General features: G+C 74.9%; 15 protein-coding genes. 8 read left to right on the top strand and 7 right to left on the bottom strand.

All coding sequences use genetic code 11. From position 1 onward, the window contains the following. Positions 1–3: 3 nt before the first annotated feature. Both ACTMTB_RS11675 and ACTMTB_RS11670 read right to left on the bottom strand, forming a co-directional pair. Complete coding sequence (locus ACTMTB_RS11675; RefSeq protein ID WP_441144891.1) at positions 4–642, bottom strand: NAD(P)-dependent oxidoreductase; 639 nt, start codon at positions 640–642, stop codon at positions 4–6. Positions 643–688: 46 nt separating this feature from the next. Further along, entirely contained in the window at positions 689–1,921 is a 1,233-nt protein-coding gene (locus ACTMTB_RS11670; protein ID WP_441144889.1) for a serine hydrolase domain-containing protein, read from the bottom strand. 78 nt (positions 1,922–1,999) lie between these two features. Between ACTMTB_RS11670 and ACTMTB_RS11665 the strand changes: the two genes are divergently transcribed. From ACTMTB_RS11665 to ACTMTB_RS11655, 3 genes are all read left to right on the top strand, one after another. Then, on the top strand, positions 2,000–2,593 hold the full coding sequence (locus tag ACTMTB_RS11665) for a pentapeptide repeat-containing protein (protein WP_441144887.1): 594 nt from the start codon (positions 2,000–2,002) through the stop codon (positions 2,591–2,593). Positions 2,594–2,802: 209 nt separating this feature from the next. Then, positions 2,803–3,690 carry a hypothetical protein gene (locus tag ACTMTB_RS11660; RefSeq protein ID WP_441144885.1) on the top strand — a complete coding sequence of 296 codons (888 nt, stop codon included), beginning with the start codon at positions 2,803–2,805 and terminating at the stop codon, positions 3,688–3,690. A 76-nt stretch (positions 3,691–3,766) separates the two neighbouring features. Further along, the gene (locus ACTMTB_RS11655; protein WP_441144883.1) at positions 3,767–4,204 is read left to right on the top strand and encodes a nitroreductase family deazaflavin-dependent oxidoreductase; all 438 of its coding nucleotides are present in this window, start codon (positions 3,767–3,769) and stop codon (positions 4,202–4,204) included. 134 nt (positions 4,205–4,338) lie between these two features. Here the strand turns inward: ACTMTB_RS11655 and dacB are convergent, their stop codons facing one another. Then, a complete protein-coding gene (gene dacB / locus ACTMTB_RS11650; protein ID WP_441144881.1) occupies positions 4,339–5,922 on the bottom strand; it encodes a D-alanyl-D-alanine carboxypeptidase/D-alanyl-D-alanine endopeptidase in 1,584 nt (527 codons plus the stop codon). 341 nt (positions 5,923–6,263) lie between these two features. On the opposite strand from dacB, the gene ACTMTB_RS11645 reads away from it, so the two are divergent. After that, positions 6,264–6,545: an iron-sulfur cluster biosynthesis family protein gene (locus ACTMTB_RS11645; RefSeq protein ID WP_441144879.1), complete on the top strand. Its 282-nt coding sequence runs from the start codon at positions 6,264–6,266 to the stop codon at positions 6,543–6,545. Between the two features lies 1 nt (position 6,546). Here the strand turns inward: ACTMTB_RS11645 and ACTMTB_RS11640 are convergent, their stop codons facing one another. Beyond that, entirely contained in the window at positions 6,547–7,641 is a 1,095-nt protein-coding gene (locus tag ACTMTB_RS11640; protein ID WP_441144877.1) for a beta family protein, read from the bottom strand. Between the two features lie 164 nt (positions 7,642–7,805). Here ACTMTB_RS11640 and ACTMTB_RS11635 point away from each other — a divergent pair, with 164 nt between their 5' ends. Continuing rightward, positions 7,806–8,384, top strand: coding sequence for an NADPH-dependent FMN reductase (locus tag ACTMTB_RS11635; RefSeq protein ID WP_441144875.1), 579 nt, complete (start codon positions 7,806–7,808; stop codon positions 8,382–8,384). Between the two features lie 36 nt (positions 8,385–8,420). On the opposite strand, the gene ACTMTB_RS11630 is transcribed toward ACTMTB_RS11635, so the two are convergent. The 3 genes from ACTMTB_RS11630 to ACTMTB_RS11620 form a co-directional block, all read right to left on the bottom strand. Then, complete coding sequence (locus ACTMTB_RS11630) at positions 8,421–8,873, bottom strand: PepSY domain-containing protein (protein ID WP_441144873.1); 453 nt, start codon at positions 8,871–8,873, stop codon at positions 8,421–8,423. Between the two features lie 90 nt (positions 8,874–8,963). Then, a complete protein-coding gene (locus tag ACTMTB_RS11625) occupies positions 8,964–10,241 on the bottom strand; it encodes an ATP-binding protein (RefSeq protein ID WP_441144871.1) in 1,278 nt (425 codons plus the stop codon). Further along, positions 10,238–10,936 (bottom strand): response regulator transcription factor, encoded by a 699-nt coding sequence (locus ACTMTB_RS11620; protein WP_154943182.1) that lies wholly within the window; start codon positions 10,934–10,936, stop codon positions 10,238–10,240. The genes ACTMTB_RS11625 and ACTMTB_RS11620 overlap by 4 nt, the downstream gene beginning before the upstream one ends. A 103-nt stretch (positions 10,937–11,039) precedes the next feature. Between ACTMTB_RS11620 and ACTMTB_RS11615 the strand changes: the two genes are divergently transcribed. The 3 genes from ACTMTB_RS11615 (at position 11,040) to ACTMTB_RS11605 (ending at position 14,065) form a co-directional block, all read left to right on the top strand. Then, complete coding sequence (locus ACTMTB_RS11615; protein WP_441144869.1) at positions 11,040–11,498, top strand: septum formation initiator; 459 nt, start codon at positions 11,040–11,042, stop codon at positions 11,496–11,498. Positions 11,499–11,791: 293 nt separating this feature from the next. Then, the gene (locus ACTMTB_RS11610) at positions 11,792–12,184 is read left to right on the top strand and encodes a cupin domain-containing protein (RefSeq protein ID WP_441144867.1); all 393 of its coding nucleotides are present in this window, start codon (positions 11,792–11,794) and stop codon (positions 12,182–12,184) included. A gap of 96 nt (positions 12,185–12,280) precedes the next feature. Continuing rightward, positions 12,281–14,065: a glycoside hydrolase family 15 protein gene (locus tag ACTMTB_RS11605; protein ID WP_441144865.1), complete on the top strand. Its 1,785-nt coding sequence runs from the start codon at positions 12,281–12,283 to the stop codon at positions 14,063–14,065. Positions 14,066–14,128 lie beyond the last annotated feature (63 nt).

Raw genomic sequence — 14,128 nt, 5'->3', positions numbered from 1 at the left:
ACCTCAGTACGCTGCGGTGAACCGCATGTTCTCGAAGCGCGGGTTCTCGATCTCGTCGACGATGGCGACCGCCAGGTCCTCGTAGGTCAGCACCGAGCGGCCGCCCTCGTCGACCACCGGGTGCTCGGTGCCGGTGCGGTAGCGGCCGGTCCGCTCGCCCGGGTGGAACTCCACCGGCGGCGGGGACAGATACGTCCAGGTCAGCCCGTCGGCCGAGGACCGGTAGAGGGCGAGGGCGTCGGCCTGGCCCAGCGCAGCGTCCCGGTACTCGTCGGGGAAGTCCGGCTCGTCGAGGAGCGGCGTGTCGTTCGGCGTCAGCAGGGTCGCCCCGCCGCCGACGTGGATCAGCCGGGGCGGGTTCGGCACGTCCCGCAGGACGGTGACCAGGTTCTCCGCCGCGTCGCGCCAGAGCGCCCGCTCCCCGCCGCCGATCGCCACCACGATGACGTCGGCGTCGATGGCCAGCTCCCGGACGCTCTGCGCCGAGGTGGCGTCCCCGGTCACCACCTTCACCCCGGCGGGCAGCCAGGTGAGCGCCTCCGGGCGGCGGACCGCCGCCGTGACCCGGTGTCCCCGATCGGCCGCCTCCGTGACGATCCGCGAGCCCGCGGCACCGGCGCCGTACACCACGACGTTGCTCATGCCGTCCAGGCTATGGACCGGCCCGGCCGCTCGTCGGCGGAACGGCTCAGTCGACCAGGGCGGAGTAGACCAGCTGGCGCAGCTGCGAGCGCAGCGGGTAGGTGCTCGACGGCATCAGCTGGGTGAACAGCAGTGCGGTGATCTCCTCCACCGGGTCGACCCAGAAGGCCGTGCTGGCCAGGCCGCCCCAGTAGTACTCGCCGACGCTGCTGGGCACCCGGGCGGGCACCGGGTCCTGCACCACGGCGAAGCCCAGGCCGAAGCCGATGCCGTCCAGCACCGTCTCGGCGAACCCCTCCGGCTCGAACGACGCCAGGTCGCCGCCGCCGGGCAGGTGGTTGCGGGTCATGTAGCGCACCGTGCGGGGCGCGAGCAGCCGTACGCCGTCCAGCTCGCCGCCGCGCAGCAGCAGCTGGGTGAACCGGTGGTAGTCGGCGGCCGTGGAGACCAGCCCGCCGCCGCCGGAGAGGCAGTCGGGGCGGTTCAGCGCGGCCGCCCCGATCCGGTCGACGCGGACCGCCTGCCCGGTGCCGGGATGCGGGGTGTAGAGGGCGGCGAGCCGCTTGGCGTCCGGCTCGTCGACCCACCAGCGGGTGTCGGTCATGCCCAGCGGGGTGAGGATCCGCTCGGTGAAGAACGCGTCCAGGCGCTGCCCGGAGACCACCTCGACCAGCCGGCCCAGCACGTCGGTGGAGACGCCGTAGTTCCAGCCGGTGCCGGGCTGGAACATCAGCGGCAGCCGGGCCATCCCGGCCGAGGCGCCGGCCAGGTCCAGCCCGGCCGGCACACCCAGGTCGTAGCCGGCGGCGCGGTAGAGGGCGTCGACCACCGAGGTCTGCGCGAAGCCGTACGTCAGGCCGGAGGTGTGGGTGAGCAGGTGCCAGACCCGGATCGGCTCGATCGCCGGCACCGTGTACGGCTTGAGCGCCGAACCCTTGTCGAAGACCCGGACGTCGGCGAACTCCGGCAGCCAGCGGCTGATCGGGTCGTTCAGCTCGAAGTGGCCCTCCTCCCAGAGCATCATCGCCGCGACGGAGGTGATCGGCTTGGTCATCGAGTAGATGCGCCAGAGGGTGTCCCGCTCCACCGGCGCGCCGGCCTCCACGTCGCGCATGCCGTACGTCGAGGAGTGCGCGATCTCGCCGCGGCGGGTGACCACGATCTGCCAGCCGGCGAGCCGGCCGTCGTCGACGTACCGGCCGAAGTGTCGGTCGATGCGCGCGAGCCGCGCTGGATCGAAGCCGATGAGGTCCGGGTCGGTAGTACGTGCCACGCTCACGTCGCCGAACCTACTAGTCGGTACGCGGGCGGCGGAAGGCCCACCGCCGCTGTCGGTGCCGCCGCATAAGGTGGTGCGATGCCCGAGCCGACCGAGGACGTCACCTTCCGCCAGCAGGACTGGTACGCCGAGGAGCTGGTCGACCGGCACTTCGTCAACTGCGTCTTCCACGATGTCGACCTCACCGAGGCGGTCAGCCGGAACGCCTCCTTCACCGGGTGCACCTTCGGCAACGTGCGGTTCAACTCCTCCCGGCACGTCGACTCGGCCTTCACCCGCTGCGTGTTCCGGCGGTGCAACTTCTTCGAGGCGGAGTTCACCGGCTGCAAACTGGTGGGCAGCACCTTCGACCAGTGCGACCTGCGGCCGCTGCGGGTCGCCGGCGGCGACTGGTCGTTCGTCGCGCTGCCCGGGGCGGACCTGCGCGGGGTGAGCCTCACCGACGTGCGGATGCGGGAGGCGGACCTGACCGGGGCCAACCTGACCGGGGCGACGGTGACCGGCGTCGACCTCTCCGCCGCCCAGCTGCACGCCGTGCGGCTGGGCCGGGCGGACCTGCGCGGCAGCGATCTCACCGCGCTGGACCCGACGGCGGTCGAGCGGGCGGGCGCGGTGATCGACGCGGAGCAGGCGCTGGTGCTGGCGCAGGCGCTGGGCTTCGAGATCCGCTGATTCCCGGTGGGACGCGGCTGGCCCCGAACCGGACAGGCGGCTATAACTGACAGGAAAGTTTCCGTTACTACCGCTTGGTAACGAACTGGAAACGCCCCTGCCCCCGCAGGTGGCGCAAGAGGCCGTTCGGATGAAAACGTGAGGCGGCTCACGCAGCGACCCGCGACCGCCGCGCGGGCGCGACCGTGGGTGGGGAGAGCGGAGAAGCGGTGACGGACGACGAGCCGAGACGGACGGGGTTCGACCGGGGCCTGAGCACGGCACGCCGGATCGCCCGGCACCGGCACCGTCGTCGGTGGACCGTCGAGGCGCTGACCGCCGTCGTCTGCCTCGCCGCGCTGGTGGCGTACCTCAGCATCGATCCGAAGCCCGAGCCGCGCGGTGAGGGCGAGGCGCTGCCCGGCGCGGCCTCCACGCCGGCCGGCCGCCCGACCGGCCTGCCCGGCCAGGTGACCGAGGCCGGTGTCGCGTCGCCGGGGCTGCGGCCCCGGCAGCGCCCGCCGACGCCCTCACCGTCGCCCTCGCTGACCCCGACGCCGGCGCCGAAGCCGACGCCGCCGCTGCTCAGCGTGGACCGGGCCGACGTGCCGGCCATGGTGGACCTGACCCACCTCGGCGCCCGGGACTGGGTGCACTGGGGGCTGCGCGGCCCGGACTCCGTGGTCCGCAAGCGCGGAGGCTCGGGCGAGATCCGCGACGAGGGCGGGCCGGGCGCGCGCAGCAGCTACGACACCGACCCGGAGCTGTTCGGCTGGCGCGACGGCGCCCCGGTGCAGGGCGAGGGCGGCACCTCGACCGGCATCCACACCTGCCACGTCGGCAACGGGTTCCGCCTCGCCGTGCTCGGCAGCGGCGAACTGCGCACCGTGCACCTCTTCGCCGGGCTCTGGATGGCCCGCGGCCGGCTCGATGTTCGGCTCTCCACCGGTGGCTCGACCAGCACCCTGCGCCTGGAGGACCCGCACACCAACCACAGCGCCCAGTTCGTCGTCCGGTTCCGGGTCGCGCCGGGGCAGAAGCTGCTGATCTCCTGGACCAACGAGGAGACCTTCAACGACTGCGGCAACGTCGCGCTGCGCGCGGTCGCCCTGCGCTGACCCGGTGCGCCGGCTCTGCGCGGCCGGCCGGAGTAGCGTGGGCGCGACGACGGCGACGAGGCGCGGGAGGCGGGCCGTGACGGCGAGCGAGCAGGTGCTGGACAGCCCCGAGGGCTGGGTGGCCGACCACATCCGACGGTACGTCGAGACCGGTGGCGAGCAGGGGCACGAGTGGCGGCCGGGCGTCTTCACCCTGCTGCTGACCACCCGTGGCCGCCGCAGCGGCAAGTTGCGCCGGACCGCGCTGATCTACGGCCGCGACGGCGACGACTACCTGGTCGTGGGCTCGCAGGGCGGCGCGCCCCAGCATCCGGCCTGGTACCTGAACCTGCTCGCCGATCCCGAGGCCGAGGTGCAGGTGGGCGCGGAGACGTTCGCGGTGCGGGCGCGGACCGCCGGGCCCGCGGAGAAGCCCCGGATGTGGCGGACGATGGTCGACATCTGGCCGGCGTACGACGACTACCAGACCAGGACCGACCGGGAGATCCCCGTGGTGGTGCTGGAGCGGGTCTGACGCAGCATCGTCCCCAGTGGCCAGCGGGTCGGGCCGGGCTACGACCCGCGCCGCGCCGTCGCCCGACTGCGGGAGGCCGCCGCCGGCTGAGCCGGCGGGTGCGGGGCCCCGTCCCGGCGGCCCCGCACCCGTTCTCAGCAGGCGATCGGCTTTACCCAGGAGCACTCCAGCCCCTCGGGGGCGCGCGGCGCGTCGGGCGCCACCGGCGGCGCCACCCGCGCGGTGCTCACGCTCTTCTCGGTGTACGACGCCAGCGCGATGGCGATCTGGTCCTCCAGCCCCTTCACCGACGAGGCCAGGTAGTTGTTGAGCACCACGGAGAAGGCCAGCACCCGGCCGTCGGCGTCGGTGACGTAGCCGGAGAGGCCGGAGACCCCGGTCAGGCTGCCGGTCTTGGCGTGCACGTTGTTCGCCGCCGGCGTGTTGCGCATCCGACTCCGCAGCGTCCCGCCGACGAAACGCTCGGCGTTGCCGGCGATCGGCAGGGCGGCGTACCAGTCGGCGAACCAGGGCTCGGCGCGCACCGCGGCGAGCAGGGCGACGAACTCGGCCGGCGGGATGAGGTTGCGCCGGGACAGCCCGGAGCCGTCGCGCTGGCGCAGGGTGCCGGTGTCCATGCCGGTGTCGGCGACGTACTCGCTGATCGCGGTCAGCCCCGTCGACCAGGTGCCCGAGCCGGAGATGACCCGCCCGATCTCCTTGGTGAGCACCTCGGCGTGCCCGTTGTTGGACAGCTTCAGGAACGGCACCATCAGCTCGACCAGGGTCATCGAGTCGTGCCGGGCCACCGGTGCCGCGTCGTCCGGGGTGGCCCGGCCGAGCACGGTACGCCCGAGCACCCGCACGCCGTGGCGGCGCAGCGCGGCCCGGAAGACGTCAGCGGCGTACCCGGTCGGCTCCCAGACGGTCATCCAGTCGCTGGACGGCGCGTCGCCGACGGCGATCTGGCCGGTGACCACCACGGTGTTGGTGCCGTGCTCCCGTTCGAAGGTGATCGTGGTCTCGCCCTCGGCCACCGTCTCGGCCCGGTTGTCGATCCGCACGTAGCCGTTGGGCGGCGTCATGGTGACCGTCGGCGGCGCGCCCGCGCTCGTGGCCGGGGCGGCCTGCACGATCACGGTGCCGGCGTCGTAGTCGGTGTCCGGGGCGACGGTCAGCGCCGAGACCTGCGCAGCGTAGTAGTACGACTCGTCATCCCACGTCCAGTCCGGACCGAGCCGGGTGCGGTCGTAGCGGGTGTCGTCGGCGACCAGGTTGCCGGTCACCACCCGTACGCCGTCCGCGGCCACCTCGGCGGCGAGCGCGTCGTAGTCGGCGGCGAGCATCGTCGGGTCGCCGCCGCCGCGCAGGTAGAGGTCGCCGGAGACGAGCCCGGCCCGGCGCTGCCCGGTGGAGTGCACGTCGGTGGTGAACCGGTGCCCCGGGCCGAGCAGTTCCAGTGCCGCGGTCGAGGTGAGCAGCTTGGTGTTGGAGGCGGGGATCAGCCGGCGGTCACCGTTGCGGTCGTACAGGGTCTGCCCGGTGGCGGTGTCCACCACGACCACGCCCGCCTGCGCCCCGGTGAGCCGGGCGTCGGCGAGGATCGCGTCGATGGTGGCGTGCAGCCGGGTGGCCGCCGGGGTCGGCGACTCGGCGGTGGCGGGGAGGGCGCCGGCGGCGGCCACGGTGGCGGCGAGCGTCGCCAGCGCCAGACTCCGGGTAAAGAGACGACGATGCATGCGTCGACGCTGTCATGGAGATTTCCGCCAGGCAAGACTCCTCGCCGAAAGTTTTTTCCGGATCTCGGTCCTGGTGCGGCGGGGCGGCGGCTGACCGGTCCCGGCCACCTCGGTCCCAGCGTACGGTGCCAGCGGCGCTGAGGAGCGGAAACGCCGTAGGCGCGGGGGCGCTCCCACAGAGCCCGGTCTATTTGACGGACGCCCGCCCAGGGGGCACGGTGGGGGTGAGGGGGCTGCGCGATGCGCCCCGATTCGCCGGGCGACGACAGGTTCGCCATCAGGTGCGCGCTTCGCCACTCCGCGCGAGGCCCCGCTGCCGAGAACCCATGAGGAGTTCCGACATGCTCAAGATGACCGACAACGCCGTGATGGTGATCCGCGACCTCGCCCTCCAGCAGGACGTCGCCCAGGACGGCGGGCTGCGCATCGCCGCGGACACCGACGCCGGCTCGCTCACCATCGAGCTGGTGCCGGAACCGGCGCAGGGCGACAAGGTGGTCGACAACCAGGGCGCCCGCATCTTCCTCGACCCGGACGCCGCCGAGCTGCTCGAAGACACCTCCGTCGACGCAACCGTCGACGACGAGGGCATCGTGCAGTTCGGCTTCACCGAGAAGGGGTGACTCAGCCGGCCCGGCGCGCCTCGCCGCCCCGGTGCGGCCGGGTGGGACGTCCGCGTTCCTCCTCGCCGTGCCACGGGCCGGGGCGCTGGTCCCGGGCCGGCCGGGTCAGCGTGGCCAGCACGTGCGCCAGATGGTGCGACGTGCTCCACGCCGTCCAGTTGGTCGGCGAGCCCGCACCGGCCACCCGCCGGGCGCGGCGCAGCAGCTCGTGGTCGCCCCAGGAGAAGCCGGCCCCGGCCGGCGGCCAGTGCGGCGCCGCCACCAGCGTGCGGCACAGGTCGGCGAAGCGCTCGTCGCCCCGGCCGCCCCGCCGCGACCAGCGGTAGACCCACCAGGCGCCGTCCGCCGTGTACCGCACCGTGGGGAACCGGTCACCCGGCCCCTCCCCGGCGGGCGACGCGGCGGCGACGCCGTAGTCGCCGTACCCGACGCCGAGGTCGGCGAGGCGCTGCCAGAGCAGCCAGTCCCAGCGGTCCAGGCGTACCGGCTCGTCGGTGGGGAGGCGGGACAGTGTCGGCGGCATCCCGCCGGCCGCCACGGTCACCGTGCGCCAGGCGTGCCGGCGCGCCCAGTCCACCAGCCGCCGCACCCGTGGCTCGGTCACCCGCAGGTCGGCCGGGCAGCAGACGTCGCCGGCGTCGATGAGCAGGTCGCACTGCTCCGGCACCAGCCGGCCGTACCGCCAGATCCGCTCCGCCGCGGCGGTGGTCGCGTCCGGCCCGGCCCGGTCCTGGCCGGCCCGCAGCCGGACCACGGCGCGCCGGGCGTACGCCTGCGCCGCGACGCCGTGCGCCACCAGCCGGCGGTCGCTGTCGGCCAGCCCGATCACCGGCACCACCGGTACGCCCCAGCGGACCAGCTCGGTCTCCGGCAGCTCGGGCAGGGCGGAGACGTCGACCGCCGGGACGAGCCCGGCCGGCAGTCGGCCGAGCAGGTCGAGCGTGATCGGGTCGACTGTGGAGAGTTCGATGACCGGAGCGAGCAGTGGAGCCACGGCGCCGTCCAGATGGGACAGCGCCTCCAGCTCGCCCCGCCGGCTGGCGAGGATGGGGTGGTAGACCGGTTCCGCCACCCGGCCCCGGTGGGCGGGCACCATACTTCAGCCTAGCCAGACATTCGCCTGTATCACAGGGTTGAACGGCCGGTGGTGACCGCAAACCGTTGCGGCCGACCGCCGATCGGCCCGGCCGAAGTCAGGGGTGGGCCGGCCGCTCGGGCCGTGCTTGACTGGCCGGTGCCGCCGACGGTGAGGAGCAGCCGATGCCGCAGGACGCCCGGATCCTGCTCGTCCCGGGGAGCACCCGGGCCGGGTCCACCAACACCGCCGCCCTGCGTACCGCATCCGCCCTGGCGGTGCCGGGGGTGACCACCACGCTGTACGACGCGCTGCGGGAGCTGCCCGCCTTCGACCCGGACCAGGTCGACGCGCCGCCTCCGCCGGTGGTGGCGCTGCGCGCCGCGCTCGCCGACGCCGACGCGGTGCTCTTCTGCACCCCCGAGTACGCCGGCACCCTGCCGGGCAGCTTCAAGAACCTGCTCGACTGGACGGTCGGCAACGGCGACCTGTACGGCAAGCCGGTGGCCTGGGTGACCGTGGCCGCGCCCGGCCGCGGCGCCGGGGCGGAGCAGACCCTGCGGATGGTGCTGGGCTACCTCGGCGCCGAGATCGTCGAGCCCGCCTGCGTACGCCTGCCGGTACCCCGCGACGGGGTCGGCGCGGACGGGTTGCTGGCCGACGCGGAGCTGCGGACCGGCCTGGCCGACCTGCTGGGCCACCTCGGCGCGCACGTCGACCGGGCCGTCGCCGTGCCGGCCTCCGGTCCGCCCGCCCGCCCCTGACCGGGCGCCGGCGGGCGGTCCGGCTCCGCTGCCGGCTCAGTCCCCGTGCCGGTCCCCGCCGTGGTCGTCGCCGCCCCGATCGTCCCCGCCGTGCCGCCGGTCGTCGTCGCCGGTCTCCGACCGGACGCGCAGCACCGCACCGGTGTCCCGGTCGACGTGGACGTCCCAACCGGCGACGCCGGCCACCACCTCGACGCTCCACACCGGACGGCCGTGCTCCCGCTCGGCCTCGACGTCGACGACCCGGCCGCCGCCCACCGCGGCGAGGGCGATCGCCCCGGCCCGGTCCCGGCCGACCCCGACCGGCGTCGCCCCGGCGGTGGACGGGCTGTCGTCGGGCGTGGGAGTGTCGCCGACGCCCGTGACGGCGAGGGCGGCGCGCGGGGCGCCGGCCTGCCGGTCGGCGGCGGTGACGCCGAGGGCCGCGCCGGTCAGCGCCAGCACCGCCACGCCACCGGCCGAGGCCAGGATCAGAGAGGTACGCCGCATGATGTCCACCTTCCGTCGGTCCCGTTCGCTGTCCTGCCGAGCATCGACCGGAGGCGGATAGCGGCGCGCTGTCCCGACGCTAAACGGTGGTTATCCCGGCGGTCGGCCCAACCGCAGGCGCACCACGGCCCCGCCGCCCGGCCCGGTGCCGAGTTCGAGGTGACCGCCGCCGGCCCGGGCCGCCCGGTCGGCGATGTCCAGGCCGAGGCCGGTCGACCCGGCCCCGCTGGACCCCCGCCGGGCCGCCCCGGCGGGCAGCCCGGGCCCCTCGTCGGTGACGGTCAGCAGCACCCCGTCGGCGTCCGCCGCCAGCTGCACGGCGAACGGGGTGCCGTCCGGGGTGTGCGCGAAGACGTTGCCCAGCAGGGCGTCCACCACCGCCGCCAGCTCGTCGGCGGCCACCCCGACGGGCAGCGGCCCCGACGCCAGCTCCAGGGTCACCCGCCGGCCGGTGTCCTCGGCCAGCACCGACCAGAACGCCACCCGCTCGCCGACCACCGCCGCCGCGTCGCTGACCGCGCGGCCGGCGGCGGGCGAGCTGCGCCAGCGGGCCTCGCGGATCAGCCCGCTGACCGCCCGTTCCAGCCCGTCGACGGCCGCGGTGACCCGGGCCGCGTCGTCCGGGTCGCGCAGCGACTCCGCCTCCAGCCGCAGCGCGGTCAGCGGGGTGCGCAGCCGGTGCGACAGGTCCGCCACCTGCTCCCGCTCCTCCCGCAGCAGCACCTGGATCCGGCCGGCCAGGTGGTTGAGCGCGCCGGCCACCTCGCGCAGCTCCGCCGGCCCGGCCGGCTCGACCCGGGCGTCCAGCTCGGCGTTGGCCAGCCGGTGGGACACCGTGGACAGCTCGGTGATCGGACGGGTGAGCGAGCCGGCGAGCCGGTCGGCGACCACCAGCCCCACCACCACCAGGAGCGCGCCGAGCAGCGCCAGCACCGTCCACGCCCGGGTCACCCCGGCGGTCAGCTCGGCCCGGGGCACCACCGTGCGGATCACCGCCGCCCCCTCCGGCCGGCCCTGGACGGCGATCACCACCTCCCGCCCGCCGTCGGACTCCGCGGTCAGGCTCTGCCCGCGCGCGGCCAGCGCCACCGCCGGCGTACGCGGCGCGGGCGCGCCCAGCACCGTGCCGTCGGGCAGGAAGACGGTGACCGGCCGCCCCGACTCGGCGACGAGCTGCTCGACGGTGATCCGGACCGTGTCGAGCTCGGCGGTGCCGACCACCGGCACCAGGCTCTGCGCGTCGGCCGTCGCGCGCACGGTCGCCCGGTCCTCGGCCACGGTGCGGACCAGCAGCGCCAGCGGCACCAGGAAGGCGATCAGGGTGAGCACGCTGACCGACGCGACCAGCAGGGCCAGCCGTCGTCTCACCCGACGGTCCCGGGCGGCGGCGCCAGCCGCACGCCGACGCCCCGGACGGTGTGCAGGTAGCGGGGCTGCTGGGCGTTCTCGCCGAGCTTGCGGCGCAGCCAGGACAGGTGCACGTCGACGGTCTTGTCGGCGCCGCCGTACGGGATCCGCCACACCTCGGTGAGCAGCTCCCGCTTGGTCACCACCTGCCCGGGCCGGCCGGCCAGGTGGTGCAGCAGGTCGAACTCGCGCGGGGTCAGCTCCACCGGGACCCCGTCCAGGCTGACCTGGCGGGTACGCGGGTCGATCCGCAGTCCGCCGACCACCAGCGCCGGGTCGGCGTCCCGGTCCTCCGGGGCGGCCCGCCGCAGCACCGCGCGGGCCCGGGCGTCCAACTGCGCCGCGGTGAACGGCTTGACCACGTAGTCGTCCGCCCCGGCGTCGAGGATCCGGACGATCTCCCGCTCGTCGTCGCGCGCGGTGGCCACGATGACGGGCACCGAGCTGACCGCCCGGAGCATCCGCAGCAGCTCGGCGCCGTCCAGGTCGGGCAGTCCCAGGTCGAGCACGACCAGGTCCGGCCGGTCCTCGAGCGCGTCCCGCAGGCCGGTCAGGGCGGTGGAGGCGGCGGCCACGGCGTGCCCGCGGTCCCGCAGCGCGCGGATCAGCGGCGTACGGATGGTGAGATCGTCCTCGATCAGCAGGAGGCGGGCCACACCTGGCAGGCTAATCCGCGCCGCCGCTGCCGGCCGCCGGCCGCAACCCTCCCTTAACCCTGCCCTGGGCGCGCCGCAACCCGGCGTCCGGCAGACTCGGGGAATGCCCGGTCGCCCCCTGCTCGCCGTGCTCGGTTGGCTCGCCACCGCGGTCGCCGCGCTGCTCATCGGCCTGGCGGCGATCCGGCTGGTGGGGGAGAGCATCAGCGGCACCCCGGGTGGCGTACGCAGCCAGGAGGAGGTGCGGGCGCTCGCGGCGGGGCCGCCGTCCGCCGCCGGGGTCACCCCGCCGGCCGCCGGCCCGACACCCTCCGGCGGCGCCGTCACCTCGGCCGCGGGCGCGCGTCGGGTGCTGGCCGCCACCGGCGGGACGGCGGTGGCCGAGTGCGGACCGTCGGGGGTGCGGCTGGTCTCCTGGGCACCGGCGCAGGGCTACCGGGTACGCGACGTCGACCGGGGCCCGGACGAGCACGTCGAGGTCCGCTTCGCCGGCCCGGAGGGCGAGGACGAGCTGAGGGTGGTCTGCGTCGGCTCCCCGCCCGTGCCCCAACGCCGCCACTGAGGCATAACCGCAGGTCAGAGGCGCGCCCATGGTCGGCCCTGACGTGAAAGCCCGGACACGGGCGCACGGCGCCGCCCGACCCCTGGGTCGTCACGTCGCCGCGCTCCGGCCGTCTCCCACCACCGCAGCCCTTCGGCGGTACGCCAGCGGGGACCTGGCTCGACAGCCGCGCGTACGCAGCCGTCAGTGTGGTCGATGCCCGTTGCGCGGGGCGGCAAACCTCGGGCGGGTGGGGAATTCCACCATCTGACAGTCCCGGCGTGACGGAGGCCCGGGCCGGGTATGAGCGCGCCATGAAGCATTTCACGATCGCGACCGTCGCCCAGAAGAGCCCGGACTTCCGCCGGGTGCTCTGGACCGGTGAGAAGACCCAGCTTGTGATCATGACCATCCCGCCAGGCGGCGAGATCGGTGAGGAGGTGCACGACGGGATCGACCAGATCCTGACCTTCGTCAGCGGTACCGGCGAGGCGCGGGTGGCGGGGGAGACCAGGGAGGTCGTCCAGGGCGACCTGGTGGTGGTGCCGGCCGGCACCAAGCACAACTTCGTCAACACCGGGCCCAACCCGCTGGTGCTCTACACCGTCTACGGCCCGCCGGAGCACGCCGACCAGGTGGTGCACCGGACGAAGGAGGAGGCCGACGCGGCGGAGGCGGCCGGCGAGGACGAGCCGCCGACGTCCTGACCGCCCCGGCGGCACGGTCCACGGGCCCCGCCGACCGGCCCGCCCGGCCGGCCCGTTGACCGGCCTGAACCCGGTCGGTCCGGGTACCCGGGGCGGGTGGACCAGCCGCCGATCTCCGACTACGGGTTCCTCTCCGACTGTCGCTCCGGTGCGCTGGTCGGCCGGGACGGCTCGGTCGACTGGTGGTGCCCTGACCGGTTCGACGCGCCGTCGGTCTTCGGCCGGCTGCTCGACCCGGACGCCGGGTACTGGCGGCTGGCGCCGCTCGGGCCGTCCCGGGTGGAGCGCGCGTACCAGCCGGACACGCTGGTGCTGCGGACGGTCCACCACACCCCCGAGGGGAGCGTCGCGGTCACCGACGCGCTCGCCGCCGAGGTGGGCGCCCGCGGTCACCAACTGGGCATGAACTCCCCGGCGGTGCTGCTGCGGGTGGTCGAGGGGCTCGGCGGGCGGGTCCGGATGGGGCTGGACTTCGCGCCCCGCCCCGAGTACGGCCTGCTCACGCCGTACCTGCACGAGAAGCCCGACGGTGCGGTGGTGGCCGTCGCCGGCCCGGTGGCGCTGACCCTGCGCAGCAACGGGCCGGCGCTGCGCGCCGGGCGGGACCGGGTCCGCCAGGAGTTCGAGGTCACCGCCGGGCAGTGCGTCGGCTTCGATCTGGCGTACGCGCCGGTGCACGGCGACCGGCCGGCCCGGGTGGACCCGTTGACCGCGCTCGTCGAGACGGAGCGGGCGTGGCAGGCGTACCGGGGGCTGCACCACTACGACGGTCCGTACGCCGAGCAGGTGCGCCAGAGCGCGACCGTACTCACCGGTCTGACGTACGCCCGCAGCGGCGCGGTCGCCGCCGCGCTGACCACGTCGCTGCCGGAGCGGTACGGCGGCGACCGCAACTACGACTACCGCTACTCCTGGCTGCGCGACTTCGCGATGACGATGCGGGCGCTCTGGGTGGCCGCCTGCCCGACCGAGCCGAACCGGCTCTTCGCCTGGGCGGCCCGCGCGATCGGCCGGATCGGCGACGAGCCGGTCCCGGTGCTCTTCGGCCTGGCGGGGGAACGGGACATCTCCGAGCGCGAGCTGGTGCACCTGCGCGGCTACGCGGGCAGCCGCCCGGTGCGGGTCGGCAACGACGCCTGGCGGCAGCGGCAGCTGGACGTGCCCGGTGAGGTGATCTCGGCGGTCTGGCGGCTGCACGATTACCTCGGCGAGACCTTCGACGAGGAGCTGCGCGAGATGGTCGTCGGGCTGGCCGAGCAGGTCGCCGCGACCTGGCGGTTGCCGGATCACGGAATCTGGGAGACCCGGGACGCCGAGCGGCACCACCTGTCGTCCAAGGTGCTCTGCTGGTGCGCCCTGCACCGGGCGGTCCAAATGGCGCCCCGGCTGGGTGAGCGGGCCGACCCACGGCGGTGGGCCGCGATCCGCGACGAGATCCGGGACACCGTGCTGCGCGACGGCTGGAACGACCGGGTCGGGGCGTTCACCGGGGTTTTCGGGTCGGCGGAGCTGGACGCCTCGGCGTTGCTGCTGCCGATGTCGCAGTTCCTGCCCGCCACCGACCCTCGGATGCGCGCCACCATCGACGCGATCGAGCGGGAGCTGGGCGGCGACGACGGCCTGGTACGACGGTGGGGCACCGACCCGGCCGGTTTCGTGCTCTGCTCGTTCTGGCTGGTCGAGTGCCTGCTGTTGGCGGGCGAGGAGGGCCGGGCCCGGCGGCTGTTCGAGCAGGTGCTCGGGCACGCCAACGACCTCGGGCTCTTCGCCGAGCAGGTGGACCTGCGTACCGGCGCGCAGCTGGGCAACACGCCGCAGGCGCTGTCGCACATCGGGCTGATCAACGCGGCCTGGCGGTTCGCGGACCTGAGCTCCGGCTGAGCGCCGCGACGAGATCCTGCAACACTCCTGCAACCGCCAGGCATTGACGGTGCTCGGCCGCCC

This window comes from Micromonospora sp. L32 (genome assembly GCF_052068055.1).
In the GTDB taxonomy this organism is placed as follows: domain Bacteria; phylum Actinomycetota; class Actinomycetes; order Mycobacteriales; family Micromonosporaceae; genus Micromonospora; species Micromonospora purpureochromogenes.
The sequence above is the reverse complement of the archived record's forward strand: the minus strand, read 5'-3'. Positions and strand labels throughout refer to the sequence as shown.

Coding starts and splice junctions, on each gene's coding strand:
- ACTMTB_RS11675 (WP_441144891.1), bottom strand. CDS start 642: ATGAGCAACGTCGTGGTGTACGGCGCCGGTGCCGCGGGCTCGCGGATC.
- ACTMTB_RS11665 (WP_441144887.1), top strand. CDS start 2,000: ATGCCCGAGCCGACCGAGGACGTCACCTTCCGCCAGCAGGACTGGTAC.
- dacB (WP_441144881.1), bottom strand. CDS start 5,922: ATGCATCGTCGTCTCTTTACCCGGAGTCTGGCGCTGGCGACGCTCGCC.
- ACTMTB_RS11645 (WP_441144879.1), top strand. CDS start 6,264: ATGCTCAAGATGACCGACAACGCCGTGATGGTGATCCGCGACCTCGCC.
- ACTMTB_RS11640 (WP_441144877.1), bottom strand. CDS start 7,641: ATGGTGCCCGCCCACCGGGGCCGGGTGGCGGAACCGGTCTACCACCCC.
- ACTMTB_RS11635 (WP_441144875.1), top strand. CDS start 7,806: ATGCCGCAGGACGCCCGGATCCTGCTCGTCCCGGGGAGCACCCGGGCC.
- ACTMTB_RS11630 (WP_441144873.1), bottom strand. CDS start 8,873: ATGCGGCGTACCTCTCTGATCCTGGCCTCGGCCGGTGGCGTGGCGGTG.
- ACTMTB_RS11615 (WP_441144869.1), top strand. CDS start 11,040: ATGCCCGGTCGCCCCCTGCTCGCCGTGCTCGGTTGGCTCGCCACCGCG.
- ACTMTB_RS11610 (WP_441144867.1), top strand. CDS start 11,792: ATGAAGCATTTCACGATCGCGACCGTCGCCCAGAAGAGCCCGGACTTC.